The 24817-nt window shown below is 51.8% G+C and carries 26 protein-coding genes, 1 pseudogene and 1 other annotated feature; of the genes and pseudogenes, 7 read left to right on the top strand and 20 right to left on the bottom strand.

Annotated features, from left to right (window positions below):
* Window positions 1-158: 158 nt before the first annotated feature.
* Complete coding sequence (gene adeD, locus FEK42_RS11165; RefSeq protein WP_138211828.1) at window positions 159-1925, top strand: adenine deaminase; 1767 nt, start codon at window positions 159-161, stop codon at window positions 1923-1925.
* 46 nt (window positions 1926-1971) lie between these two features.
* On the opposite strand, the gene uhpT is transcribed toward adeD, so the two are convergent.
* The 7 genes from uhpT to ivbL all read right to left on the bottom strand — a co-directional run bounded on the left by uhpT (window position 1972) and on the right by ivbL (window position 9252).
* Complete coding sequence (gene uhpT, locus FEK42_RS11160) at window positions 1972-3363, bottom strand: hexose-6-phosphate:phosphate antiporter (protein ID WP_130261100.1); 1392 nt, start codon at window positions 3361-3363, stop codon at window positions 1972-1974.
* Between the two features lie 202 nt (window positions 3364-3565).
* Window positions 3566-4885: an MFS transporter family glucose-6-phosphate receptor UhpC gene (gene uhpC / locus FEK42_RS11155; protein ID WP_130206854.1), complete on the bottom strand. Its 1320-nt coding sequence runs from the start codon at window positions 4883-4885 to the stop codon at window positions 3566-3568.
* A 9-nt stretch (window positions 4886-4894) separates the two neighbouring features.
* Entirely contained in the window at window positions 4895-6403 is a 1509-nt protein-coding gene (gene uhpB, locus FEK42_RS11150) for a signal transduction histidine-protein kinase/phosphatase UhpB (protein ID WP_131161589.1), read from the bottom strand.
* Window positions 6403-6993: a transcriptional regulator UhpA gene (gene uhpA / locus FEK42_RS11145; protein WP_130206774.1), complete on the bottom strand. Its 591-nt coding sequence runs from the start codon at window positions 6991-6993 to the stop codon at window positions 6403-6405. The genes uhpB and uhpA overlap by 1 nt, the downstream gene beginning before the upstream one ends.
* 72 nt (window positions 6994-7065) lie before the next feature.
* The gene (ilvN, locus tag FEK42_RS11140) at window positions 7066-7356 is read right to left on the bottom strand and encodes an acetolactate synthase small subunit (RefSeq protein ID WP_104920000.1); all 291 of its coding nucleotides are present in this window, start codon (window positions 7354-7356) and stop codon (window positions 7066-7068) included.
* Window positions 7357-7359: 3 nt separating this feature from the next.
* Window positions 7360-9048, bottom strand: a complete 1689-nt coding sequence (gene ilvB, locus FEK42_RS11135; protein WP_135493163.1) for an acetolactate synthase large subunit — start codon at window positions 9046-9048, stop codon at window positions 7360-7362.
* Window positions 9049-9153: 105 nt separating this feature from the next.
* Window positions 9154-9252 carry an ilvB operon leader peptide IvbL gene (gene ivbL, locus FEK42_RS11130; RefSeq protein WP_001300753.1) on the bottom strand — a complete coding sequence of 33 codons (99 nt, stop codon included), beginning with the start codon at window positions 9250-9252 and terminating at the stop codon, window positions 9154-9156.
* A gap of 563 nt (window positions 9253-9815) precedes the next feature.
* Here ivbL and tisB point away from each other — a divergent pair.
* Both tisB and emrD read left to right on the top strand, forming a co-directional pair.
* Window positions 9816-9905, top strand: a complete 90-nt coding sequence (gene tisB / locus FEK42_RS11125) for a type I toxin-antitoxin system toxin TisB (RefSeq protein ID WP_000060506.1) — start codon at window positions 9816-9818, stop codon at window positions 9903-9905.
* Window positions 9906-10201: 296 nt separating this feature from the next.
* Window positions 10202-11386, top strand: coding sequence for a multidrug efflux MFS transporter EmrD (emrD, locus tag FEK42_RS11120; RefSeq protein WP_130261104.1), 1185 nt, complete (start codon window positions 10202-10204; stop codon window positions 11384-11386).
* Window positions 11387-11393: 7 nt separating this feature from the next.
* On the opposite strand, the gene FEK42_RS11115 is transcribed toward emrD, so the two are convergent.
* Genes FEK42_RS11115 through FEK42_RS11105 form a run of 3 tightly spaced genes read right to left on the bottom strand, consistent with a single transcriptional unit; the run spans window position 11394 to window position 12587 of the window.
* Window positions 11394-11891, bottom strand: a complete 498-nt coding sequence (locus FEK42_RS11115) for a radical SAM protein (protein WP_130261105.1) — start codon at window positions 11889-11891, stop codon at window positions 11394-11396.
* A complete protein-coding gene (locus FEK42_RS11110) occupies window positions 11888-12250 on the bottom strand; it encodes a DUF202 domain-containing protein (protein WP_135493164.1) in 363 nt (120 codons plus the stop codon). Before FEK42_RS11110 ends, FEK42_RS11115 begins: the two co-directional genes overlap by 4 nt.
* On the bottom strand, window positions 12240-12587 hold the full coding sequence (locus FEK42_RS11105; RefSeq protein WP_135493165.1) for a YidH family protein: 348 nt from the start codon (window positions 12585-12587) through the stop codon (window positions 12240-12242). The genes FEK42_RS11110 and FEK42_RS11105 overlap by 11 nt, the downstream gene beginning before the upstream one ends.
* Before the next feature lie 108 nt (window positions 12588-12695).
* Between FEK42_RS11105 and yidI the strand changes: the two genes are divergently transcribed.
* Window positions 12696-13145: a protein YidI gene (gene yidI / locus FEK42_RS11100; protein ID WP_130206780.1), complete on the top strand. Its 450-nt coding sequence runs from the start codon at window positions 12696-12698 to the stop codon at window positions 13143-13145.
* Window positions 13146-13222: 77 nt separating this feature from the next.
* Here yidI and FEK42_RS11095 read toward each other — a convergent pair whose 3' ends face one another.
* From FEK42_RS11095 to ibpA, 3 genes are all read right to left on the bottom strand, one after another.
* On the bottom strand, window positions 13223-14884 hold the full coding sequence (locus FEK42_RS11095; RefSeq protein ID WP_130206782.1) for a putative transporter: 1662 nt from the start codon (window positions 14882-14884) through the stop codon (window positions 13223-13225).
* Window positions 14885-15079: 195 nt separating this feature from the next.
* Window positions 15080-15508, bottom strand: a complete 429-nt coding sequence (ibpB, locus tag FEK42_RS11090) for a small heat shock chaperone IbpB (protein WP_135493166.1) — start codon at window positions 15506-15508, stop codon at window positions 15080-15082.
* A gap of 110 nt (window positions 15509-15618) precedes the next feature.
* The gene (gene ibpA, locus FEK42_RS11085; protein ID WP_001243437.1) at window positions 15619-16032 is read right to left on the bottom strand and encodes a small heat shock chaperone IbpA; all 414 of its coding nucleotides are present in this window, start codon (window positions 16030-16032) and stop codon (window positions 15619-15621) included.
* Window positions 16026-16098 (bottom strand) — a sequence feature (ROSE (Repression Of Heat Shock gene Expression) occurs in the 5'-region of heat shock genes and acts as an RNA thermometer to modulate expression.). Its footprint overlaps the gene before it by 7 nt.
* Before the next feature lie 238 nt (window positions 16099-16336).
* Between ibpA and FEK42_RS11080 the strand changes: the two genes are divergently transcribed.
* Window positions 16337-16669, top strand: coding sequence for a YceK/YidQ family lipoprotein (locus tag FEK42_RS11080; RefSeq protein WP_130206784.1), 333 nt, complete (start codon window positions 16337-16339; stop codon window positions 16667-16669).
* Window position 16670: 1 nt separating this feature from the next.
* On the opposite strand, the gene FEK42_RS11075 is transcribed toward FEK42_RS11080, so the two are convergent.
* Window positions 16671-17885 (bottom strand): DUF3748 domain-containing protein, encoded by a 1215-nt coding sequence (locus FEK42_RS11075; protein WP_205713124.1) that lies wholly within the window; start codon window positions 17883-17885, stop codon window positions 16671-16673.
* A gap of 100 nt (window positions 17886-17985) precedes the next feature.
* Between FEK42_RS11075 and cbrA the strand changes: the two genes are divergently transcribed.
* Complete coding sequence (gene cbrA, locus FEK42_RS11070; RefSeq protein WP_130206786.1) at window positions 17986-19086, top strand: colicin M resistance lipid reductase CbrA; 1101 nt, start codon at window positions 17986-17988, stop codon at window positions 19084-19086.
* Here cbrA and FEK42_RS11065 read toward each other — a convergent pair.
* The 4 genes and pseudogenes from FEK42_RS11065 to dgoR form a co-directional block, all read right to left on the bottom strand.
* Window positions 19047-20384 carry an MFS transporter gene (locus FEK42_RS11065; protein ID WP_167852538.1) on the bottom strand — a complete coding sequence of 446 codons (1338 nt, stop codon included), beginning with the start codon at window positions 20382-20384 and terminating at the stop codon, window positions 19047-19049. The two genes, cbrA and FEK42_RS11065, sit on opposite strands and share 40 nt — an antisense overlap.
* Before the next feature lie 74 nt (window positions 20385-20458).
* Window positions 20459-21607: a galactonate dehydratase gene (dgoD, locus tag FEK42_RS11060; protein WP_131161522.1), complete on the bottom strand. Its 1149-nt coding sequence runs from the start codon at window positions 21605-21607 to the stop codon at window positions 20459-20461.
* Window positions 21608-21668: 61 nt separating this feature from the next.
* Window positions 21669-21770, bottom strand: a pseudogene (locus tag FEK42_RS11055) (2-oxo-3-deoxygalactonate kinase); the annotation flags it as partial.
* 28 nt (window positions 21771-21798) lie between these two features.
* Window positions 21799-22488 carry a D-galactonate utilization transcriptional regulator DgoR gene (dgoR, locus tag FEK42_RS11050; RefSeq protein WP_130261114.1) on the bottom strand — a complete coding sequence of 230 codons (690 nt, stop codon included), beginning with the start codon at window positions 22486-22488 and terminating at the stop codon, window positions 21799-21801.
* Window positions 22489-22765: 277 nt separating this feature from the next.
* On the opposite strand from dgoR, the gene FEK42_RS11045 reads away from it, so the two are divergent.
* Entirely contained in the window at window positions 22766-23422 is a 657-nt protein-coding gene (locus FEK42_RS11045) for a hypothetical protein (RefSeq protein WP_138211831.1), read from the top strand.
* Between the two features lie 43 nt (window positions 23423-23465).
* Here the strand turns inward: FEK42_RS11045 and yidA are convergent, their stop codons facing one another.
* A complete protein-coding gene (gene yidA / locus FEK42_RS11040) occupies window positions 23466-24278 on the bottom strand; it encodes a sugar-phosphatase (RefSeq protein ID WP_130215106.1) in 813 nt (270 codons plus the stop codon).
* A gap of 114 nt (window positions 24279-24392) precedes the next feature.
* Window positions 24393-24791: a YidB family protein gene (locus FEK42_RS11035; protein WP_205712815.1), complete on the bottom strand. Its 399-nt coding sequence runs from the start codon at window positions 24789-24791 to the stop codon at window positions 24393-24395.
* Between the last annotated feature and the right edge of the window lie 26 nt (window positions 24792-24817).

Here is a 24817-nt window from a genome sequence, read left to right as displayed (position 1 = left end):
GGAGATTTAATCCTTTGCTTTTGTAAAACAAATGACAACAACGGTTCAGTGATAATTATCACATTTCAATTGCACATTAATGGATATTCTTTAATAATCACGCGATGTTTCTTTATGATAAATAATAATCAAATTGATAAAATCAAAATGAGAAAAATATGAATAATCCTATTAACCATAAATTTCATCACATTAGTCGAGCTGAATACCAGGATTTGCTGGCTGTTTCCCGTGGCGACGCTGTTGCCGATTATATTATTGATAATGTCGTTATTCTGGATCTGATCAATGGCGGAGAAATTCCCGGCCCGATTGTGATTAAAGGACGTTACATTGCCGGTGTTGGCGAAGAATATGCCGACGCTCAGGCTTTGCGGCGGATTGATGCCCGCGGCGCAACGGCGGTGCCGGGGTTTATTGATGCTCACCTGCATATTGAGTCCAGCATGATGACGCCGGTCACTTTTGAAACAGCTACCCTGCCACGCGGCCTCACAACTGTAATTTGCGACCCTCATGAAATCGTCAACGTGATGGGCGAAGCTGGATTTGCCTGGTTTGCCCGCTGTGCCGAACAGGCAAAGCAAAACCAGTATTTGCAAGTCAGCTCTTGCGTACCCGCTCTGGAAGGCTGCGATGTTAATGGTGCCAGTTTTACGCTCGAACAGATGCTCGCCTGGCGCGACCATCCGCAGGTTACTGGTCTGGCCGAAATGATGGACTACCCTGGCGTAATTAGTGGACAAAATGCGCTGCTCGATAAACTGGACGCCTTTCGCCATCTGACTCTGGATGGTCACTGCCCCGGTCTAAGCGGTAAAGAACTTAACGCCTATATTGCCGCGGGTATTGAAAACTGCCACGAAAGTTATCAGCTGGAAGAAGGACGCCGAAAATTACAACTCGGCATGTCGTTGATGATCCGCGAAGGGTCCGCTGCCCGCAATCTCAACGCGCTGGCTCCGTTGATCAACGAATTTAACAGCCCACAATGCATGCTTTGTACTGATGACCGTAACCCGTGGGAAATCGCTCACGAAGGGCATATCGACGCCTTAATTCGCCGCCTGATTGAACAACACAATGTGCCGTTGCATGTGGCATATCGCGTAGCCAGCTGGTCGACGGCGCGCCATTTTGGTCTGAATCATCTCGGTTTACTGGCTCCCGGCAAGCAGGCCGACATTGTCCTGTTAAGTGACGCCCGTAAAGTCACTGTGCAACAGGTACTGGTGAAAGGCGAACCGATTGACGCACAAACCTTGCAGGCAGAAGAGTCGGCGAGACTGGCACAATCCGCCCCGCCATATGGCAATACCATTGCCCGCCAGCCAGTTTCCGCCAGCGACTTTGCCCTGCAATTTACCCCCGGAAAACGCTATCGCGTCATTGATGTCATCCATAACGAACTGATCACGCACTCCCGCTCCAGCGTCTACAGCGAAAATGGTTTTGATCGCGATGATGTGTGCTTTATTGCCGTACTTGAGCGTTACGGGCAACGTCTGGCTCCGGCCTGTGGTTTGCTCGGCGGCTTTGGCCTGAATGAAGGCGCGCTGGCGGCGACAGTCAGCCATGACAGCCATAATATTGTGGTGATCGGTCGTAGCGCAGAAGAGATGGCGCTGGCGGCCAACCAGGTGATTCAGGATGGCGGCGGGCTGTGCGTGGTCCGTAACGGCCAGGTACAGAGTCATCTGCCGTTGCCCATTGCCGGGCTGATGAGCACCGACACGGCGCAGTCACTGGCGGAGCAAATTGACGCGTTAAAAGTCGCCGCCCGTGAATGTGGCCCATTACCGGATGAACCGTTTATTCAGATGGCGTTTCTTTCCCTGCCGGTGATCCCCGCATTGAAACTGACCAGTCAGGGGCTGTTTGATGGCGAGAAGTTTGCCTTCACCACACTGGAAGTCACGGAATAATAAAAAAAAGCCCGGCGTCATGCCGGGCAAAAGTCACCAGTTACGTTTATGCCACTGTCAACTGCTGAATTTTTTTCTCGCGGCGGATTTTTCGTTCTTCCATCACCGCGACTATCGCCATCAGGCAGATACAGCCAATAGCGGCGATATCCAGTGCAGCGAAGGTGCCTGCCCAGCCGGTGAGGCCGAACACTGGCGTACCATCGGCAATCATTCCCAGACCTAATTTGGCAAAGCTGTCACCAATCAGGTAGGCGAAAGTGCCTTTAATCCCATCGGCAGCGCCGATCGCTTTTTTCGGTACGAAGCCAACAGCCGCTACGCCAATCAACAGTTGCGGACCAAATACCAGGAAACCTAATGCAAAAAGAGAAGCCAGATAGATATATTGGTTGCTGGCGTGTTGATACACACCCAGCGTGGCGATAATCAGCGCGAGTGCAATACACGCCACCAGGCCACGGCGCCCGTTCGCCAGGTCAGAGAGCCAGCCCCACAGCAGCGTGCCAACCAGAGCACCGGCTTCAAACAGCGTAAAGCCCTGAATCGCCACCGATTTAGAGAGTTTCAACTCCTGAAAAGCATACACGGTTGACCACTGGTCGATACCAATGCGTACCACGTACAGGAAGATGTTGGCGAAGCACAGCAGCCAGATCACTTTGTTTTTCAAAACATATTCGACAAAGATCTGCCACTTGGTCATATCGGTGGATTCCGTCTCTTTGTCCTCTTCGCTGATCTCTTCACCGAATAGTTCTTCAGCTTTGCCAAGACCATACGCTTCAGGGGAGTCGCTGCCGTAACGCAGACCGATAAAACCGACAATCAACGCGATAATCGACGGGAAGATAAACATGCCGATCACGTGACCGTCGAACAGGTAATTTGCGCCGAATAGCGCCACACCCGCCGCCCCCGCGCCGCCGAGGTTGTGGGAAATGTTCCAGAAACCGAGGAAGGTCCCGCGCTTACGACGCGGCGTCCATTTGGTAATCGTGGAGTAACTGCATGAACCGCCGGTGCTCTGGAAAAAACCGCTTAAGGCGTAGAAGGCAATCATCAGGAACAGGCTAACCGAGCCGCTGCCCATGCTGGCGCTGAAGCCCAGCATACAAATAGCAGACAGGATCAGCATGAACGGCAGGAATTGTTTGGTATTTTTGCCGTCGGCGTAGTAGGAAACCAGCGTTTTACCCACGCCGTAAGTGATGGAGAAACCCAGGCCGATCATCCCCAGCTGCGTCATGCTCAACCCGTAGGTCGAGATCATGTCGTTCTGTGCGATGTTGAAGTTCTTGCGAATCAGGTACATCGTCAGGTAGCCAATAAAGACCACCAGATAGGATTGCATGAACGGTTTGAACCACATTTTACGCCGCACTTCGAGCGGAAGATCCAGGGTCGGCTTGCGAACCTGGTTTAAGAAAGCCAGCATGGGTTACTCCTGATTTCCCTTCATACTTCAGGCCACAGGTGCCTTAGCTGCTCGCGTTCCTGCAACTTGAATTATTTTGGGAAAGAATTAACGAATGATGGCATTGTAAAAACCTGCAGCAAATCAGGCTTGAGATAGCGTCCAGGCAAAACCAGGAAAATTTCTTAGTTTTGCCGGATATGAGGTAGAAAAGTGAGATGCATCACGCTTCGCGTGGTGCCTGGGCGTTCAAAAAGGGCAGTAACAACAGTGCCGAAACCCCAGCAGCAATGGCGATAACCACGAAAAAACCACTCCAGTGCCAGGTATCCAGCACTTTCGCCAGCGGCCAACCGGCAAGCGACGCCCCCAGATAAGCAAACAAGCCGACAAACCCCGTCGCCGCACCTGCCGCCTCTTTGTGAGAACACTCTGCCGCCGCCATACCAATTAACATCTGCGGGCCAAAGACAAAAAAACCAATGGTGAAGAAGCAGGTTGCCTGCATCACGTAGCTGGCAAATGGCATCAACCACAGCGAGCCAACGGAGAGCAAAATCCCCGCAGCAAAAATCAAATTCATCGGCCCGCGGTTGCCGTTAAACAGTTTGTCCGAGCCCCAACCGGCTACCAGCGCACCGATAAACCCGCCCAGTTCAAACATCGTTACTGCCGTATTCGCCGTGACCAGATCGACGCCCAGCGTCTCGGACATATACAAATTGCCCCAGTCGTTGATTGCCGCACGAACCACATAGACCAGCACATAACAGAACGAAAGCAGCCAGATATACGGATTCAACAACACATATTTGGTGAGGATCTCTTTACGCGTCAGCCCCGCCCCTTCTTGTTGTTGGGCGATTTCCAGCGCATCGTGCCGCCATTCACCAACCGCCGGTAAACCTAACGCCTGCGGGCGATCGCGCAGCCGCCAACAAAGAAAAATCCCCACGACTATCGCCATACAACCGGCAATCATCATCCCGGCACGCCAGCCGTAATGCAGAGCGCTCGCTGCCATCACAATGGGAATGAGCGCACCGCCGACGTTATGCGCCGTATTCCATAGCGCCCACCAACCGCCGCGCTCGGTACGAGAATACCAGGCAGTCAACAGACGCGCACAAACCGGCGAACCCCAGCCCTGGAAAAAGGCGTTCAGCACCCACAGCACGGCAAACGCCCACAACGAGGTGGAGAAGCCAAACAGAATGTTGATGATGCCAGTGGCGATAAGCCCAATCCCCATAAAATAGCGGGCATTAGAGCGGTCACTGACAATGCCGGAGACAAATTTCGATACGCCGTAGGTAATGTAAAACAGCGTTGCTAACAGGCCGATGTCGCTACGACTGAGCACGCCGTTGGCAAGGATTTCTGGTACGGCGGCGTTAAAACTTTTACGCGTGAAGTAAAACAGCGCATAGCCCAGCCAGATGGTCAGCAAAATATGCCGACGCCAGTAGCGGTAGCGAGCATCAATTTCACTTTTATCGCTGATCAGCGGTGCGTCGGCAGGTGCTTTCAGAAACGGCAACATCAACAAGCCTTAAACATAACGTTGAGGTAGAGAAACGCTGACACGCGTGCCGTGCAGGCAGGAAATGGTCAATGTGCCGCCCAGCGCCGTTACGCGCTCGCGCATTCCGGTCAAGCCAAAACCTTGCTGCCCGGACCCTGGCGGTAGACCACTACCATCGTCTTCAATCACCAGCATTAAACGCTCATCCTGCTGCCAGCCTTGCAGGATAACCGCACTGGCATCTGCATGTTTCACAATGTTGTTCAGCCCCTCCTGGCAGATACGAAATAGGGTTACGCGCTGGTTTTCACTTAGCGCTGATTCATCTATCCGCCATTCGAGATGACTGACAATGCCGCGCCCTTCCAGCTCCATTTCCCGCATCAATGAACGGATGGCCTGCTCCAGGGTCAGATCATCCAACTGGCGCGGACGTAACCGCCCTAACAAGCGGCGAACCGCGTCGTAAACGCCCAGCGACAGTTGTTCGATGAGCTGTCCGCTCTGTTTCACACTGGCGTTATCCGCCGCCAGCCGCTGGACAATGCCAGCCTGAGTACGAATGGCAGTGATGGTCTGGCCGATATCATCGTGCAGTTCACGCGCTACGTCGCGACGCACACTCTCTTCGGTTTCAAGCAACCGCTCGGCAAGATGTTGATTACGCGCCAGTTCCTTTTGCAGCGACTGGTTAAGTTCACGCAACCGCTGGATACCTGCGCCCAGTAACAGGCCAGTGAGGCTTTGCACCAGCAGCGAAAGCAATAAATCGACCGGATGATCGCGCCAGGTCTGACTGGCGATCAGCGCGATGGCGTTCATCAGCGTCGCAATCAGCGCCCCTTGCCAGCCATAATGCCAGGCCAGGGCGATAATCGGCAGCGCCAGACAAAACGGGGTAAAGCGCGAGAGTTCGTTCGGCAGCCCCAGTTGCAACCACAGGCTGATAACAAACAACAGCAAATACCAGACCAGATGCCGCCCACGCCAGTTGATCGGCTGGGAAACCAGCGATGGCCCCAGCGGCAGCCAGGTGTTATTCGCCAGATAGTGCCAGAACACCAGGCAAATGGGGGCCAGCGTCAGGCCGCCGGTTAAGGTCATCAGTAGGGCGTTCCAGGGCTCGTTTCCGTACCCATGCCAAAGCCAGGGTGATGACTGTAATAACGCCGCCGCCGTCAGTGCCGCGCCCTGTAACAGCAACGTGCGCCAGTCGCGCTGGTGGCGATAACGGGAAATCAACGCCACAGGAAGTAACGTCAGCAAACTACCGATCATCAATAACGGATCATGCGTTAACCCAACCGCCTGCGTCAGCCAGTAAATCAGCAGCCATTCTGCGCCCATCAGCACCAGCCAGTATCTGCGCGGGCATTGCAACATCAGCCCCAGTCGCAGACCGAACGGAAACAGCAATACCGCCAGATCCGGTCGTACAACCAGGTGCAGGCTGATACTCCACAGGCAAAACCATGCGGCAGAGAAGATAAAAAAGCAGGAAACTACAGTATTCAAGCGGGAGAAAAATGTCTTCATCACCAGCCATCAAACATGCGCCGCGCCAGTTCAACGTCGTTGCTGACGCCCAGTTTTTCCATCAGATTGGCACGATGTACATGCACAGTTTTTGGCGACAACCCCAGTTCGGCGGCAATCTCTTTCACCGCCATCCCTTGCGCCAGTTTTTCTGCCACCTGGCGTTCGCGTTTGGTTAGCGGGTCCTGACGGCCCGATGCCAGTTTAATCGCGATATCCGGCGTCAGATAACAGCCGCCAGTTGCAACCGTATGCACGGCAGCGATCAGCTCGTCCGGGCTACAGCGTTTAGAGAGAAAGCCGCGCGCCCCCGCGTTAAGCGCCTGTTCAATCAGCGCCGGACTGTCGTGAACGGAGAGCATAATTGTCGCCATACCTTTCGGTAGCTGGCTTAGCAGCTCCAGACCGGAGATATCGGGCATGGAGATATCGCAAATACACACCTGCACACCGCGCCCAGGTAAGCCAGTCAGCGCCTCACGCCCGGAACCAAACTCGGCAACTACCTGCAAATCAGGTTCCAGCCCCAGCAGCTGCGCAAAGCCGGAGCGGACGATAAGGTGATCGTCTATAAGAGCAACGGTTATCATGGTCTTGTCCTGGCGGGTAAAAAAACGCGCTTACCTTAACGATAAGCGCGCCACTGTTCAAGCCTTGAGCGGTTACTGAAAAAATACGGCTATCTTGTTAAACATTGTCGGGTCAGACTGATTACGCTGCACTTTCACCACATCCTCCAGTTTGTCTATCTGGCTTATCATTTGTTCCAGTCGCTGATCGTCATTGACCAGTAGCCAGATGTGGCTTTTGTCGCTGTTCTGAATCGGCAGACAAAGAATGCCTTCGACGTTAAAAGCACGACGGGCAAAAAGCCCACAAACGTGGGTCATTACACCGGGATGGTTGCGAACGGTGAGTTCCAGAATCACGTTGTCATGAGTTGTGTTTTGCATGGCTTATTCCCCCACCATTTCAGTATTTGCCGCGCCTGGCGGCACCATTGGGTACACTTTTTCTTCAGCATCAATGCGTACGTGGATCAGCGCCGGACCAGGGCGATTGATAATTTCCTGTAATGCCGCCTGCGGATCGGTTTCATTATTCAAATCACAGGTTTCGAGGCCGAACCCGGCAGCGATTTGCATAAAATTGATTTTTCCCGGATAGGTGGCCGCAAAAACACCCTGCTTGTAGAACAGACTCTGTTGCTGATGCACCAGCCCCAGTGCTTCGTTATTCATCAGGATGATTTTGACATCCAGCTGGTTTTCACTGGCGGTCGCCATCTCCTGAATATTCATCATCAGGCTGCCGTCGCCGGAGAAACACAACACTTTGCGATCCGGGTTAGCCAGCGCCGCACCTATCGCTGCGGGTAAACCGAAGCCCATCGTTCCCAGCCCACCAGAAGTCAGCCACTGACGTGGTCGATTGAGCGGATAAGCCTGCGCCGTCCACATCTGATGCTGACCCACGTCGGTGGTGATAATCGCGTTATCATCGACACAGGCGGCAACGGCGTTAATCAGCCCGTAATGTGTTAATGGATCGCACGCTTTCGGGATAGGACACGGGAACTCGCGCTGTAAATCCGCCACCAGTTGGTGCCACTCTGCACGCGGCTGGGCTTCCACCTGCGAGATCAGCTGCGCCAGCACATCATCAACATCCGCCTGAATCGCCACGTGCGGTTGCTTAACTTTACCCAGCTCCGCGCGATCGATATCCACATGAATAATTTTGGCGTTCGGGCAGAACTCTTCCGTTTTGCCAATTGCCCGGTCATCAAAACGCGCACCGAGAACAATCAGCAGGTCCGCCTCCTGCAAGATATAGTTGGTGCTGCGCACGCCGTGCATCCCCAGCATACCCAGCGACAGCGGATGCGCTTTTGGCAACATGCCCAGCGCCATTAAGGTCATGGTGGTGGGCAGCTGCGCTTTCTCAGCCAGTTCACGCACCCGCGCGGGCGCGTTAATGACACCGCCCCCCAGATAAAGCACCGGGCGTTTGGCGGCGTTAATCATTGCCGCAGCGTCACGAATACTTTCTTCGCTAAAGGCGGGCGCGGCGGCTTTTTCTGCCGCCGCGGGCTGTTCTTCAATTTCAAAAACCGCCGTTTGCACATCCTTAGGAATGTCTATCCACACCGGGCCAGGGCGGCCTGATTGCGCAATGCGGAAGGCATCGCTCATGACCTGCGGGAGTTCTTCGATATGCCTGACCAGATAGTTGTGTTTGGTGATGGGGATAGATATGCCGTAGGTGTCCACTTCCTGGAAGGCGTCGGTGCCGATCATCGAGGCGGGAACCTGGCCGGTGATGCAAATCAGCGGAATGGAGTCCAGCCGCGCATCGGCAATGGCGGTCACCAGGTTAGTCGCACCCGGCCCGCTACAGGCCATACAAACCGCCGGTTTACCGTCGGTGCGCGCCATTCCCTGGGCGATAAAGCCAGCGCCCTGTTCATGACGGGCCAGAATATGGCGGATTTGCGTGCTTTGGCTTAAGGCATCGTAAACAGGGAGAATCGAACCGCCCGGAATCCCCGTCACAATCTTAATGCCCTGCTGTTCCAGGAAATGAACGATAAATTCTGCGCCGGTAAAACGCTTACGTGTCGATGTTGTGCCCGAACTTGCCATGCTCCAGTCCTTTTCTTCTGGGCCGACTTTCCGGGAGGTGTTTAAACGAAAAACCCCGCCCGGTTTGCGCCGGCGGGGTTTTGGAATCGTGTGTTGTTCCAGTCCCTACGGCGCATTGCCGACGACCACCACCACACGCACGACGACCACTGCGGCGGATGGCGCAGTTGGTAGTAGTTTTGCGTTGAGCATGGAAGTAGTCATTGGGGACCTTGTTGGTTTTGTGTTTAACAATATTTATACAAGCACAGCTTTACAGGGGAGACAATGGAAAATTTTTCATCAAGGAATAATTGGGGGGTTGATCACGTTTTGTACTGAAATGCAGGTAACAAAAAACCCCGCCGGAGCGAGGTTTTGTCAGCCGCCCGCGGCTGGTAACCGCAAAGCACACTGTGTCATGTCAACACTGAAAGTATACGTGTTCCGCGTAGAACACGCAATTTCGGCACGAATTTTGACTTATTTAGCGCATAATTGAGTATCGATCACAGTTTGGATTTTGTCTAATTTTTACTGTTTATTTGTACAGTATAATTCTATAATATCACTGTACGCAATGTGTTATGCGGGGCCGCATCGTTACCCGGCGCAATAAGTCCTGGCTGAAACGGGTGGTGCCGTCAGCGCCTTAACCCCGCGTGAGCACACTGTGTTATGTCAACAAGCACAACGTTTCTTCTGAAGAAGCTGCGTGCGCAACAGCTGGCAACAGGCAGCGGAAAGGTACGTCAGCTGGCAGTGCTCCTGAACCACAGGAGACGCGTATGAGCCTGGTGGATATTGCCATTCTTATCCTCAAACTCATTGTTGCTGCACTGCAACTGCTTGATGCTGTTCTGAAATACTTGAAGTAATTCAGATTCAAGTCGCACCAAAGGGGAGCGGGAAACCGCTCCCCTTTCATATTCTGCTGGCAGATTGGTGTCGTATGCGATGCTGACACATCTTTCCGACCTACAGTATTTATTTAAGCTAAAGTCCCTTCCGGCAACATTTATTGCCGCTGTTGTTTATATTTTCTGCCGTTTTGTTATTCATCATTCCGTATATATATCTGGCTAACATTTATCAATGTGATAGATTCCTCTCCTGCATTTATTCGAATGCGTAGTAACTTATTCTAAATATATTTTTAAAAGCGTCCGTGATAATGAAAAGGCATAGAAACGTCAATTTATTATTGATGTTGGTATTACTCGTGGCCGTCGGTCAGATGGCACAAACTATTTATATTCCTGCTATTGCCGATATGGCACAAGATCTCAACGTCCGTGAAGGGGCGGTGCAGAGCGTAATGGGCGCTTATCTGCTGACCTACGGTATCTCACAACTATTTTATGGCCCAATTTCTGACAGAGTGGGACGCCGCCCGGTGATCCTCGTCGGAATGTCCATTTTTATGTTGGCGACACTGGTGGCAGTCACCACTTCCAGCCTGACGGTGTTAATTGCCGCCAGTGCGATTCAGGGGATGGGGACCGGTGTCGGCGGCGTAATGGCGCGTACATTGCCGCGTGATTTATATGAACGGACACAGCTTCGTCACGCTAATAGCATGTTAAATATGGGGATTCTCGTAAGTCCGTTGCTCGCACCACTCATTGGCGGCCTGCTGAATACCCTGTGGAGCTGGCGGGCCTGTTATCTGTTTTTACTGGTGCTTTGTGCCAGTGTGACGTTCAGCATGGCGCGCTGGATGCCGGAAACACGCCCTGCCGATGCGCCGCGTACGCGCCTGCTCACCAGTTATAAAACACTCTTTGGCAATGGCAGCTTTAACTGCTATTTGCTGATGTTAATTGGTGGTCTGGCAGGGATTGCCGCTTTCGAAGCCTGTTCCGGTGTGTTGATGGGGGCAGTGTTAGGGTTGAGCAGCATGACAGTCAGTATTTTGTTTATTCTGCCAATTCCAGCGGCATTCTTCGGCGCATGGTTTGCTGGTCGACCGAATAAACGTTTCTCTACGTTAATGTGGCAGTCGGTTATCTGTTGCCTGTTGGCAGGAATGATGATGTGGATCCCCGGCTGGTTTAGCGTGATGAATGTCTGGACGTTGCTCGTTCCCGCCGCGCTGTTCTTTTTCGGTGCCGGGATGCTGTTTCCGCTGGCAACCAGCGGCGCAATGGAGCCATTCCCCTTCCTGGCTGGCACGGCTGGTGCGCTGGTCGGCGGCCTGCAAAACATTGGTTCCGGCGTGCTGGCGTCGCTCTCCGCGATGCTGCCGCAAACCGGTCAGGGCAGCCTGGGGTTGTTGATGACCTTAATGGGATTGTTGATCGTGCTGTGCTGGCTACCGCTGGCGACGCGGATGTCGCATCAGGGGCAGCCTGTTTAAGCTCACGTCACCGCAGCATCGTCATCAACTCCATAGGAGAACGATGCTGCTTTATCAGGTCACGCATCACCCGCATGTGCGGCGCAGAGTGGGAATAAAAAGCTTGATAGCCAACACAAAGCACGTTGCCAGGAGAATCCTCCTGGGAATGTCGGCACAAGCGACGCCAGTCGCACACCTGACACTCCCGCCGAAGTTGTACGTTTTCGCTCCCGCACCATTTTTGCAGCGTGGCGTCAAAAAGTTCGACTGATATACGACCAATATCTGCACGCACCCAACGCTCGAACAGAGCAATTAAAAATTGCCCCCACAGTTCAGCCGTCACCGAAGAAGCTGTCAGCTCGCCCCGGTCATCAAATTCTATATGGGGAATAAGTTGCACGGAGCGAAGACCCCGCTGTTTGAAATTCTGATAAAAATCGGCAGGTTGTAGCGCATCTTTATACTCTACAACCAGTTTATGCCTGTCCTCTTCAGCATTTACAACCTGACTTCCTGTCATGCGACTCTCTCAATCAATACGATTAGTTGATGTATATGCGTTACAGCAAACAGTATTGCAAGAGATAACACCGCGAGGGAGATCATAAATTTGTCACGGATGACGTTAAATTGAGAAAAATCACTATTAGTCACATCCATTAAATTACGATTACGGGTATAGCGCCAAAGTATTAATGCCACAATGGCGAGGATGCCAATAGAAATCCAGAACAACGCGCCGGCCTGATGCCAGTTGTGTTTAATTGCCAGCGCCATCAGCGCGCCATAACCCAGCATGGTGCGAAACCACGCCAACGATGTCCGTTCTGGCTGAAGTCCGGGATCAGCAATGCGTCTGGCTTTGCGCCTATCCGGCATACAGCACCAGCCCCATGACTATTATCGCTACGATCATCAATATTAAACTGATGATTAATAAGCTGTTGGTATAGGGTAAATCCTCTTTCAGACGCATCGCTTTTTCATTGCGTAACCAGCGCAGATAGCCATACATCGCTAATCCGCCGGAAAACAGGCATAACAATAACGCCAGCAGCTCACGAATGACGGGCGTGGCGAAGTCTGGCGCAAGTTGATCCAACCCGACGCCCGCCGCCAGAAATCCCAACGCGGTACGGATCCATGCCAGAAATGTACGTTCATTAGCCAACGAAAAGCGGTAATCAGGCGCTTCTCCAAGGCGGGAAATTTTCATTGTTGCTCCTTTGCACTTTCACTAACGCTCTGCCTTTAGCGGTTATTTTTAAGAATTTCGTCCGCCCGTTTCCTGATATGCTTTTGCCATCCATTACAAGGAGGTCAGATGGGTATCATAGCGCAAAATAAAAGCAGTTCACTGGGCATGCTGTTCGGTGCCATCGCTTTATTGATGGGTATTATCCACTTTTCATTCGGCCCTTTTGCCGCGCCACCACCAACGCTGGAAAGCATCGTGGCGGACAAAACGGCTGAAATTAAAAGAGGTCTTCTCGCCGGAATAAAAGGTGAAAAAATTACTACGGTAGAGAAAAAAGAGACGGTTGATGTCGATAAAATCCTCGATCAAGGCGGTATCGCACTGGCCATTGCCGCGCTACTCTGCGCATTTGTTGGCGGTATGCGTAAGGAAAATCGCTGGGGCATTCGAGGCGCACTGGTATTTGGCGGCGGGACGCTGGCTTTCCATACCTTGCTTTTTGGTATCGGCATCGTGTGCAGCATTTTGCTGATATTCCTTATCTTTTCCTTCCTGACCGGCGGTTCACTGGTTTAAGCAACGCGGTAATGTTCAGAAATGCATTGTGAATGCCAGGTGGAGAACCATTTATGGCGACTCCACCCGGAAAAGCGTTAGCCGATACTCCAGAAAAGCACCGCCAGTAACTGTGGTGTGATAATGCGCAGGAACATAACTAACGGATACACCGTGGCGTAAGAGAGCGCTGCCGCGCCACTGGTAGGATGAAGATTATTGGCAAACGCCAGTGCCGGAGGATCGGTCATTGAACCCGCGAGCATCCCGCACATCGTGAGATAATTCATTTTGACTAACATCCGCGCCAGAATGCCAGCCGTGATCAGCGGAATTGCAGTAATCAATGCGCCATAGCCTATCCAGCTTAACCCTTCGCCATCCACCAGTGTATGGATAAAATCGCCGCCGGATTTCAGGCCAACTACCGAGAGAAACAGTACGATACCCAGTTCGCGCAGCGCCAGGTTGGCACTTGGCGGCATAAACCAGTAAAGCTTACCAATGCTGCCGATACGCCCGAGGATCAGCGCCATAATCAGCGGACCACCCGCCAGCCCCAACTTCAACGCAGCCGGGAATCCAGGCACAAACACCGGAATGGAACCCAACAATACGCCAAGCCCAATACCAATAAACACCGGTAACATTTGTACCTGTTGCAATTTTTGCTGCGCATTACCTAATACATTAGCAACGGCATCAATCGCGGACGGGCGTCCAACCAGGTTGAGAATATCGCCAAATTGCAGGCTAATATCGCTACTTGCAACTAATTCAACGCCAGCACGGTTCAGGCGCGAAATAACGACGTCATAGCGCTCCTTAAAGTGCAGGTCGCGAATACGTTTACCAAGCACATTCTCATTGGTGACCACCACGCGTTCGACGCGCAGATCGGTGCCTTTCGTCGACAGCGAGGTATCCACTTCCTGACCAATCACCAATTGCGCATTATGTAAATCCGCAGGCTGCCCCACCAGATGAAGCAAATCGCCCAACTGAATAATGGTTTCCGGAGAAGGTACTTTGAGGGTTTCCTCTCGTTTCAATCGCGAGCAGATAACTTTATCGCCATTGAGAATCGGTACATCTTTAATCGCTAAATTATGTAAGTTAGGGTTATCAACACGGATGTTAATGGTCCTGATCAGCACGCTACCGTTAGTCCGCGTGGACTCGTGTTGCAACGCCTCAGTCTCAACATTGACGCGGAAAATAACCCGCAGCATCCACATAGTGAACAAAATGCCGCAAATCCCAAATGGATACGCCATCGCATAGCTCATCCCCATCTGATCGACCATCTCCATCGGTGTCCCCAGGTCGCGTAAGATCTGCTGACCTGCACCCAGCGCTGGTGTATTGGTGACCGCGCCGGAGAAAATCCCCAGTACCACGGGAAGTGGAATATCGAAAAGTTTATGCAGGATGGCGGTGACCAGACCACCGAGGATGACAACCAAAACAGCAAACAAATTGAGGCGTAATCCGGAGACACGCAACGAGGCAAAGAAGCCCGGCCCCACCTGAATACCGATAGTATAAACGAACAGGATCAGACCAAATTCCTGGATAACATGCAGCATGTCGCTGCTTAATGTCATCCCCGCCTGTGAAACAAAATGGCCGACGATGATCCCACCGAACAGCACGCCGCCAATGCCCAATCCAACACCGCGAAACTTGACGTTGCCGATAAACAACCCGACGACCGCCACCAAAGCCAGAATACTGACCGTTAATGCTATATCACTCATCGTCCATTTCTCTTGAAATAACATTTTAATTGCTACGGATTATGGCTGAATCGGTGAAGCAGATTTGCCTTATGGCGCACATTATCACGGTAAAGAAAGTGCCGGAACATCTTAAATTGGCGAAAATTAAAACATTGTTGAAGATTGCAGGCAAAAAAAGCCCCACCAAACTGGCGGGGCAAGGAGAATAGCTAATTAGCTATTTAACGTGGGACGTTCGCTGATAGCGATACGCTGCGCTGCGATGGGTTCAGGCTCATTACGAATTAAATCAATATGCAGTAAACCATTAACGAAGGTTGCGCCAGAGACTTCCATATTTTCAGCCAGCGTAAAGCTCAGGCTAAACGGCTGATTCATAAGCCCTTGATGCAGCCATTTCTTCTCTTCTTTTGGCTGCTCCGGCGTGCCTTTTACGCTCAGGCGCGCTCCTTCCAGTTGAATATCTAAATCTTCCTGACGAAAACCTGCCAGCGCAAGGGTAATGCGGTAGTGGTTATCGTCGCTTTTCTCAATGTTGTACGGCGGGAAGCTCTGGCTTTCACCGGCGTTTTGCAGTGCGTTGGCCAGTTTGTCAAAACCGATCCATTGACGCATCAGTGGGGATAAATCGAAGTTACGCATAGTCATTTCTCCTTCTAAGAAGCGAGTAAGTACCTGCAAATCCGAAGATTCGCATATGCTCCCTGACGGCGAGCATCAAATGTCAGGCCGCGCACTGCGGCCTTAGAGAATTAGTTGATTTCGATACGGCGCGGTTTTTTCGCTTCCGGAATCACGCGTTCGAGATCGATATACAGCAGACCATTCACCAGGTTAGCACCACGAACATGAATGTTCTCAGCTAACTGGAATTTGCGTTCAAAGTTGCGTTCAGCGATGCCCTGGTACAGATAGGTGCGCTCTTTTTGTTCGTCGGCGTGAGCACCTTTCACCACCAGCAGATTATCCTGGGCGGTAATTTCCAGTTCGCTCTCAGCAAAACCAGCCACCGCGATAGCAATGCGGTAATGGTTTTCGTCTACCAGTTCAACGTTATACGGAGGGTAGCCGCCATTACTCTGGCTCTGGTTGTTTTCTAAGTGGTTAAACAAACGGTCAAATCCAATAGCAGAACGGTAAAGCGGGGATAAATCAAAGTTACGCATAATTAATAGCTCCTGAAATCAGCGAGAATGTAAGACCTTCCACAATGGACAGGTCGGATAGCCAGAACACCCATCAGGCGTGTTCTCATTGGCTACGGTATAAAAATGGGTCTGGATATGCACTTTTCAAGTCTTTTCGACGGACTTTTTTTTGCAGTTTGTGGTCTATTGCATAGACTGGGGGGCAGCACGAAACGTTAAAGTGCGATAGCCGCCACAGTGCGACATGATGATGATGTTATTTTCAGCAAGGGATCGCTATAACACATCATGCCAACACCCACGATCAACAGATGAATTTATTATGATAAGAAATGTGTTGTTAGCGCTCATGATATGCAGCGGAATGACGTTACTCGGAGGATGCTCCAGCGTAATGTCCCATACCGGGGGGAAGGAGGGAACGTATCCCGGCACCCGCGCCAGTGCCACCATGATTGGTGATGACACAACAAACTGGGGAACCAAATCGCTGGCAATTCTCGATATGCCATTTACCGCAGTCATGGATACGCTACTTCTGCCATGGGATGCGTTCCGCAAAGACAGTTCAGTGCGCTCGCGCGTGGAAAAAAGCGAAGCCGACGCGCAAGCCATCAATGCCGTCATTCCACCAGCCAGAATGCCCGTGAACTGATTTAGCGGCCAGTTTTGGTTATCCACAACTGGCCGGCTTCCATCCACGCCAGCCATTGACCATCCGGCGAGAAGACCACCGCGTCCGCTGAAGGTGAGTTGGCGTGATTTTCGGTTAAATACTCAACTTCGCCGCTTTGCGCGTGTACGCAGGCAATACGGTTATCCAGCACAACGCCCAGCCATTCTCCCGATGGATGCCAGTTGAATGCTGACTGAATATCCGTTTTGTTATGTGTTAACTGGCGCGGTTCGCCCCCCTGTGGCGAGATAAGCCACAGTTGCACAATGCCGTTATCATCACGCATTAAAAACGCGATTTGCGTTCCTTGTGGGTTACACCGCACCCAGTGGCGCGGGACGTTGACTAACCCCGGGTAATTACGATGGTGCGTAAAGGTTAAACGTCGCTGCACGACGCCACGCGGTGGCGCGGGCAGAGTTGATTCCGTTCCGCTTAACGGCGCGTCGCCCGGCAATTTCCAGCCGTTTTCATCTTGCGGCAATTCAACAATAAACAGCTCCGGCACTTTCTCGCCCTTTTGCGAAAGCGTATCGCCAATAAACGCCAGAGCGTGGTTTCCTACCCATCCTTCTTCATAAGCACGATTGATTTCATCACTGCCAGGCTGCGGCGTGGGCGTTGTTTTACTCACCAGCACGCACCAGTGGCTACCGCTGTATTCACGCGGATGCTGTTTTTGCACATTGACCGGACCAAACGGCGCTGCCACCCCGACGTTTCGCAAATCCAGCGCTGGATCGCATTCATGCAGCACGTGGTCGTTATAGGTAAAACTCACCATTTCACCGTTTGGGCTAAAGACATGTACATGACTGCCGCCGCGTAACGCCCCTGGGGTGTACGGAGCAGTAATATCCATTGCATCGAGATTGCTCACCTTGCCGTCTTCAACAACCACGCCGCGACGGTGATGGAAATCGTAATGCCATGTTTCATCAGGATTTTCAGGGCCGTGGATGAAGATATACTTCTCTGACTTCGGATGAACGGTCACCACGCCGACGTGCGCGCCCTGTGACGCGCGGTAGATAACCTCGACCTCGCCGGTATGGATATTCACACGCTCAATGGTTTCACCGGTAAACGACGCGCCAGAAGGACGCACGTCAAATATCAGCCACTGGCTGTCGGGAGTCCAGGTATTGGTATTGGTGAGCAGGTGATTACGGGGAGCAAAGGTTATCTGTTTCATGGCGCGGTCCTGATACAAAACGGTTCCCGCCATCATACTTCACAAGGACTTCACTTTCAGACATTAGTCTTTTGCCATCGTGATGAATGTGAGTGAAAAGATGGAACATTTTGACGTGGCGATTATTGGCCTCGGCCCGGCAGGGTCGGCGTTGGCGCGAAAGTTAGCAGGCAAAATGCAGGTGATCGCGCTGGATAAAAAGCACCAGCATGGTACTGAAGGTTTCAGCAAACCTTGTGGCGGTCTGCTGGCACCGGACGCGCAGCGATCTTTTATTCGCGATGGACTGACGCTTCCTGTCGATGTGATCGCTAATCCGCAGATTTTCAGCGTCAAAACCGTCGACGTCGCCGCATCTCTCACGCGTAACTACCAGCGAAGCTATATCAATATTAATCGCCACGCTTTCGACTTGTGGATGAAATCGCTGATCCCCGCCAGCGTTGAGGTTTACCACGACAGCCTGTGTCGAAAAATCTGGCGTGAGGATGATAAATGGCATGTCATTTTTCGCGCAGACGGCTGGGAGCAGCATATTACCGCCCGCTATCTGGTCGGTGCCGATGGTGCCAACTCGATGGTGCGGCGACATCTCTACCCGGACCATCAAATTCGTAAATATGTCGCTATCCAGCAATGGTTCGCAGAGAAACATCCGGTGCCGTTCTACTCCTGCATCTTTGATAATGCGATAACTGACTGTTACTCATGGAGTATCAGCAAAGACGGTTATTTTATCTTTGGCGGTGCCTATCCGATGAAAGACGGTCAGACACGTTTCACGGCGCTGAAAGAGAAAATGAGCGCCTTTCAGTTCCAGTTTGGTAAGGCGGTGAAAAGCGAAAAATGCACGGTGCTGTTTCCCTCACGCTGGCAGGATTTTGTCTGCGGTAAGGACAACGCCTTTCTGATTGGTGAAGCGGCGGGATTTATCAGCGCCAGCTCGCTGGAGGGGATTAGCTATGCGCTGGATAGTGCAGAGATTCTGTGTTCGGTGTTGCTGAAGCAGCCAGAGAAGATCAACGCCGCCTACTGGCGCACCACCCGCAAACTTCGTTTAAAGCTCTACGGCAAGATAGTAAAAAGCCGATGCCTGACCACACCGGCCTTAAGACAGTGGATTATGCGCAGTGGTGTGGCGCATATTCCACAGTTGAAAGGTTATCCAACGCGCTTCACATCGCCCACCAGCAGGATGTAAGAGAGCGCGCCAATCAACGCGACGGTGGAAATATAAACCAGTGCAGGTGCGAAACCGTAACCCTGCGCCAGGTACCCCACCACCAGCGGAACGGTGATGCCGCCCAGACCACCGGCGAAGTTAAACACGCCGCCGGTTAAACCAATCAGGCGCATCGGTGCCAGAGAAGAGACCAGCGACCAGGTAATCGAAGCAAAACCGTTGCCAAAGAATGCCAGCGCCATCAGGCACATAATCATCATCGGATCGTTGGTGTAGTTAGCGCCCATAATGCAGGTGGAGATCAGCAAGCCGCAGATAATCGGCGTTTTACGCGCAAAGCCCAGTGAAAAGCCCTTACGTACCAGCAGATCCGCGACCCAGCCAGAGAGCAGGACGCCGACAAACGCAGCGAGGAATGGCACCGTGGTCATAAAGCCTGCTTTCAGCGCGGTGATTCCTTTTTCCTGGGTTAAATAGTTCGGGAACCAGGTTAAGAAAAACCACAGTGTAGAAGCCACCGCAAATTGCCCAAGATAGACGCCGATCAGTTTACGATGGAACACCAGTTTCCAGTCTTTGGCTGTTAACGGCTGACGCGCCTCTTTTTTCACCGGCGCATCGCCATCCACCAGACCGCCGCCATCACGAATGTAATCCAGTTCAGCTTTGCTGATACCTTTGGTCAGGCGCGGCGGCTGATAAACCTTAAACCAAATCAGCGACCAGATAATGCCGATACCACCGGTGACAATGAACACCCAGTGCCAGCTCAACATCTCCTGGATCCAGATCAGCAGCGGAGTCAGAAACGCCAGACCGACAAACTGACCAGAAGTATAAAAACCAACGGCGGAAGCACGTTCATGCTCCGGGAACCAGCTGGTCACCATCCGGTTATTGGTCGGGAAAGCGGGCGCTTCGAAAATACCGGTTATCGCGCGCAGACCAATTAATGACATTAAGCCCGTGGCAAAGCCCTGAAATAATGTCGCCACTGACCAGCCAAATATCGCAATAAAATAAGTCACGCGAGAACCTACGCGATCTAAAAACCAACCGCCAGGGATCTGACATAAGGTATAAAGCCAAGCGAAGGCCGAAAATACATAGCCCATTTGCGCTTTCGTAATGCCGAACTCTTCCTGAATATGGGCAGAAGCCACGGCCAGGTTAGCGCGGTCAACATAACAAATGACCACCGTAATAAAGATCATCACCAGCGTCAGATAACGCCGACGCCCCGGCTTTACTGCATTAACGGGAATATCCATAGCGAGCTGTCTCCAGATTTTGGGCATAGCGAAGCCGCTCACCATGCCCTGTAATTTACAGAGGGTTATATTTTTGTATTGCTGTTTTAGTGCCCGATGAGGGGCTTACGTGGCAGGAATTACCACTCTGCTACGCTGTTATCTTCATGACGCCAGAGCGGATTACGCCAGTCCGGGGCATTTTTACTGAACTCAATAACTTTAGCTTCGTCGATTTCCACGCCTAAGCCCGGTTTCGTTAGCGGTTTAAAGAAGCCGCCGACCATGCTGAAGTCCTCTTTGTTTTTCACAAAGTCGAGTAACTCCGCGCCTTTGTTGTAATGAATGCCCATACTTTGTTCCTGAAGTACGGCGTTATAGGAAACAAAGTCGATATGCAGGCAAGCCGCCAGTGCAATCGGTCCGAGCGGACAGTGCGGCGCAAGGGTCACATCATAGGCTTCTGCCATTGCGGCAATTTTGTAGCATTCGGTAATACCGCCTGCGTGGGAGAGATCCGGTTGCAGAATCGAAATACCGCCCGCCTCCAGCACGCGTTTAAAATCGAAGCGTGAGAACATGCGCTCACCCGCCGCCAGTGGAATATGCGTCTGTGCCGCCAGTTTCGGGTAGTATTCGGCTTGTTCTGCCAGCACCGGCTCTTCAATAAACAGCGGGCGATACGGCTCCAGTTCTTTAATCAGCACTTTCGCCATAGGCGCGCTGACGCGACCGTGGAAATCAAGGCCAAACTCAATCTGATTGCCAAAGGCTTCACGAATTTGTGCCACGGTGTTGACCGCCGCATCCACCGCGCGGGAGTTATCAATCAGCCCAAGTTCTTCGCAACCATTCAACTTGAAGGTATCGAAGCCAATTTCACGCAGAGTTTTAATGCCGTCGATAACATCCGCCGGACGATCGCCACCGACCCAACTGTAGGCTTTGATTTTGTCGCGAACCAAGCCGCCCATCAGTTGCCAGACTGGCGCATTCAGCACTTTGCCTTTGATATCCCATAACGCCTGGTCAATCCCGGCAATGGCGCTCATCAGGATCGGACCACCACGATAAAATCCGGCACGATACATCACTTGCCATAAGTCGTTGATGCGCGAAGGATCCTGACCAATCAAATAGTCACCCAGCTCGTGAACTGCCGCTTCAACCGTGCGCGCGCGGCCTTCAATCACTGGCTCGCCCCAACCGACCACGCCTTCATCGGTTTCAATTTTCAGGAACATCCAACGGGGAGGTAAACGATACGTGGTAATTTTGGTGATTTTCATTGCTCTGCCTCTCGATACGCCTTAACAAATGCTGCAGCCTGCTACGTGGTACGTTCTACGGATTGCCCGGTGCCTGCGCGCCGTGCAATTGGGTTTCTTCACCACGCATATCATTGTGGTTATCGTCATGAGAGAGGCACACGCTGGGGATTATGGAGATATTCCCCAGTCAATTGCGATGTAGCACACTGTCATGTGATTTCCTTTAACCTTCGTGTCGAACTGGCAATCATGCTGAGTGCTGCCTGCTCTGCCGCATCGCCGTCCTGATGCCGTATCGCATCGAATAACACTTTATGTTCCAGGAGAGTTTGTGGCATGTTGGCCTCATCCCCTCGCCAGGTTCGTTCAAAAACCGCTCGCTGCAACGAACTGATCGCAATGCTAAGTTGCTGTAATACCGGGTTATGCACCGACTGCAACACCGCCTCGTGATAGCGAATATCCGCTTCGTTAAACGCCTCGCGATCCTGATTGTTGGCAATCATCTCGTTCAGCGCGGACTCAATCTGCGCCAGATCGCTGGAGGTCGCGCGCTCCGCCGCCCAGCGGGCAATCGCCGGTTCCACCAGATTTCGCACTTCGCTCATTGCACTGATAAGCCGTGGGTCGTAGTCGTTTTCCAGCACCCATTGCAGTACGTCAGTGTCGAGGTAATTCCACTGGTTACGCGCTGTCACAAACGCCCCGCGATAACGTTTCATTTCAATCAGCCGCTTCGCCATCAGCGAACGGAACACTTCACGGATGATGTTGCGCGAGGTTGCAAACTCCTCACAGAGTTCCGCCTCGGCCGGAAGCGGTGAGCCAGGCACGTATTTGCCGTGAACGATCTGTTTACCCAGTGTAATGACGATGCGATCGGTTTTATTGAGAGTCATGGAGAGTCCTTGTGCTCTGTATGTTCTTCTCTACTTTACCCCGATCGATGCATAACGCGGCAACTTTGTAGTACCAGCGTGATGACATTCGCGTTTGCCGTGTGTGTAATGTAGTACAGGTTAATATTGTTGTACTACAATTTAGATCACAAAAAGAACAATGGATAAGAAAATGTCCTGCCTCAGGCAGAAATCTGAAAAGGGATGTCGGGCGCTAAACAGGGGGGAAATAAGAGTATGCTTTCAACGGCTTAGCCACTCGTTTAAAGGATTAATTATGAAGTTGAATTTTAAGGGATTTTTTAAGGCTGCCGGTTTGTGTTCTTTGGCATTTGCGTTGACCGGATGTATCACCGCAGGACTGGTTTTTAATACCGCAAGCCCTCCACATGCCGAGCAATGGCGGTCAGACACGATTAAGGGTTTATCGCTGGCAGAGGATAGTAACGGTACGAAAGGCTATGTTTTTGTTGGTGAATCGTTGGACTATCTGTTGACCACCGGCGGCGGTGAGGTGGTTAAAATGCTGAACGATCCAGCAATTCATGGTGAAAGAATCACCGTTTCTGAGAACGCGAAATTTATTTTAAGCAGCAGTAATAAGAAATTCTCTGGTGCTATTACGCTCTATTACGACTGGAACAACGAAGAAGATAAGGCACTGGCAACACAATATGGTTTTATTTGTGATACCCGGCGTTGTACATGGATGCTGTACGGCCTGAAAGGCTCTATCCACCAGAAAAATAAAAAAGCGGATTACTCAAACGTGATGGTTTTCCATCAACCCTTTACGGTGGGATTTTATGAGTACAAAACAACAGATGGCGTCCCGCGCGGCCTCGTTAACGCGCTGCTACCTGTCACTCTTACGCTGGATATAGTAACGTCACCACTCCAGTTCCTGATTTTATGCACGACCAGAAATTGTTAATCGCTGCGGGCAAACGCATTCATGCTGTTTGCCCGCCCACAGATTAATTCAGCACATACTTCTCAATAGCAAATGCCACGCCATCTTCAAGGTTGGATTTGGTGACAAAGTTCGCCACTTCTTTCACCGAAGGAATAGCGTTATCCATTGCCACACCAACACCTGCATATTCAATCATTGCGATGTCGTTTTCCTGATCGCCAATCGCCATAATTTCTTCCGGTTTAATGCCCAACACGTCGGCCAGTGATTTCACACCCGTACCTTTGTTAACGCGTTTATCGAGGATTTCGAGGAAGTACGGCGCACTTTTCAGCACGGTGTATTTCTCTTTCACTTCCTGTGGAATGCGCGCGATGGCCTGGTCGAGAATAGCGGGTTCATCAATCATCATCACTTTCAGGAGCTGTATATTGGGGTCCATTCTTTCCGCTTCGCAGAATACCAGCGGAATGGTAGCCACAAATGATTCATGCACCGTGTAATAGCTGATATCACGGTTAGCGGTGTACAGCGTGGTGCGGTCCAGCGCGTGGAAATGGGAACCGACTTCGCGAGAGAGTTTTTCCAGGAAACGGTAGTCGTCATAGCTCAGGGCTGTTTGCGCCACAGTGCTGCCATCGGCGGCCTTCTGCACCAACGCGCCGTTGTAAGTAATGCAGTAGTCGCCTGGCTGTTCCATGTGCAGTTCTTTCAGATAGTTGTGAACGCCTGCATAAGGGCGGCCCGTCGTTAGCACAACATTCACGCCACGGGCGCGAGCTGCGGCAATCGCATTTTTAACGGCGGGTGAAATGGTGTGATCGGGCAGCAGAAGGGTGCCATCCATATCGATAGCAATGAGTTTGATAGCCATGAGTTCCCCAGGTAGATTGATTCCTGACCCATGCTAACGCGATTGCGCTCAAAAATCAGTACAACACCCGAGGGAAAAGGGGGATGCAACGCGCGTTGCGTGCCCCCCTTTTGCTTAGCTGAAAAGTTTTCCTTTTAGCAACTCCATGCCTGCGGAAAGCAGATCGTTATTGGCTTGCGGCGAAACTTCGCCCTGCGGCGATAGAGCATCAATAATCTTCGGTAATTGTTCCGCCAGCATGTTGGAAGCAGCACTGGTATCAACACCGAGTTTTTGTCCAAGATCGGACACCGCATTTGTGCCAAGTGCCGATTCCAGTTGTTCGCCGCTCACCGGTTGATTGCTTTGTTGATTACTCAACCAGGTTGTGAGAATGGCACCTAAGCCGCCACTTTGCAGTTTTTCCAGAAGTACCTGAACGCCGCCCTGCTCCTCGACCCAACTTAAAATCGCCTGATATTTCCCCGCATCGCCTTTCAAAAAGGCACCTACAACTTCATCAAAAAGCCCCATGATAATCACCTGTAAAGCGTTACGTG

This window comes from Escherichia sp. E2748 (genome assembly GCF_005781125.1).
GTDB lineage: Bacteria > Pseudomonadota > Gammaproteobacteria > Enterobacterales > Enterobacteriaceae > Escherichia.
The sequence above is the reverse complement of the archived record's forward strand: the minus strand, read 5'-3'. Positions and strand labels throughout refer to the sequence as shown.

Coding starts and splice junctions, on each gene's coding strand:
- FEK42_RS11105 (WP_135493165.1), bottom strand. CDS start 12,587: ATGAAAATTTCCCGCCTTGGAGAAGCGCCTGATTACCGCTTTTCGTTG.
- FEK42_RS11095 (WP_130206782.1), bottom strand. CDS start 14,884: ATGAGTGATATAGCATTAACGGTCAGTATTCTGGCTTTGGTGGCGGTC.
- ibpA (WP_001243437.1), bottom strand. CDS start 16,032: ATGCGTAACTTTGATTTATCCCCGCTTTACCGTTCTGCTATTGGATTT.
- ivbL (WP_001300753.1), bottom strand. CDS start 9,252: ATGACTACTTCCATGCTCAACGCAAAACTACTACCAACTGCGCCATCC.
- uhpB (WP_131161589.1), bottom strand. CDS start 6,403: ATGAAGACATTTTTCTCCCGCTTGAATACTGTAGTTTCCTGCTTTTTT.
- FEK42_RS11115 (WP_130261105.1), bottom strand. CDS start 11,891: ATGACAGGAAGTCAGGTTGTAAATGCTGAAGAGGACAGGCATAAACTG.
- ibpB (WP_135493166.1), bottom strand. CDS start 15,508: ATGCGTAACTTCGATTTATCCCCACTGATGCGTCAATGGATCGGTTTT.
- dgoD (WP_131161522.1), bottom strand. CDS start 21,607: ATGAAAATCACCAAAATTACCACGTATCGTTTACCTCCCCGTTGGATG.
- ilvB (WP_135493163.1), bottom strand. CDS start 9,048: ATGGCAAGTTCGGGCACAACATCGACACGTAAGCGTTTTACCGGCGCA.
- uhpA (WP_130206774.1), bottom strand. CDS start 6,993: ATGATAACCGTTGCTCTTATAGACGATCACCTTATCGTCCGCTCCGGC.
- FEK42_RS11035 (WP_205712815.1), bottom strand. CDS start 24,791: ATGGGGCTTTTTGATGAAGTTGTAGGTGCCTTTTTGAAAGGCGATGCG.
- uhpC (WP_130206854.1), bottom strand. CDS start 4,885: ATGTTGCCGTTTCTGAAAGCACCTGCCGACGCACCGCTGATCAGCGAT.
- FEK42_RS11080 (WP_130206784.1), top strand. CDS start 16,337: ATGATAAGAAATGTGTTGTTAGCGCTCATGATATGCAGCGGAATGACG.
- uhpT (WP_130261100.1), bottom strand. CDS start 3,363: ATGCTGGCTTTCTTAAACCAGGTTCGCAAGCCGACCCTGGATCTTCCG.
- ilvN (WP_104920000.1), bottom strand. CDS start 7,356: ATGCAAAACACAACTCATGACAACGTGATTCTGGAACTCACCGTTCGC.
- FEK42_RS11075 (WP_205713124.1), bottom strand. CDS start 17,885: ATGAAACAGATAACCTTTGCTCCCCGTAATCACCTGCTCACCAATACC.
- yidI (WP_130206780.1), top strand. CDS start 12,696: ATGGGTATCATAGCGCAAAATAAAAGCAGTTCACTGGGCATGCTGTTC.
- emrD (WP_130261104.1), top strand. CDS start 10,202: ATGAAAAGGCATAGAAACGTCAATTTATTATTGATGTTGGTATTACTC.
- adeD (WP_138211828.1), top strand. CDS start 159: ATGAATAATCCTATTAACCATAAATTTCATCACATTAGTCGAGCTGAA.
- FEK42_RS11110 (WP_135493164.1), bottom strand. CDS start 12,250: ATGCCGGATAGGCGCAAAGCCAGACGCATTGCTGATCCCGGACTTCAG.
- FEK42_RS11065 (WP_167852538.1), bottom strand. CDS start 20,384: ATGGTGAGCGGCTTCGCTATGCCCAAAATCTGGAGACAGCTCGCTATG.
- cbrA (WP_130206786.1), top strand. CDS start 17,986: ATGGAACATTTTGACGTGGCGATTATTGGCCTCGGCCCGGCAGGGTCG.
- FEK42_RS11045 (WP_138211831.1), top strand. CDS start 22,766: ATGAAGTTGAATTTTAAGGGATTTTTTAAGGCTGCCGGTTTGTGTTCT.
- yidA (WP_130215106.1), bottom strand. CDS start 24,278: ATGGCTATCAAACTCATTGCTATCGATATGGATGGCACCCTTCTGCTG.
- dgoR (WP_130261114.1), bottom strand. CDS start 22,488: ATGACTCTCAATAAAACCGATCGCATCGTCATTACACTGGGTAAACAG.
- tisB (WP_000060506.1), top strand. CDS start 9,816: ATGAGCCTGGTGGATATTGCCATTCTTATCCTCAAACTCATTGTTGCT.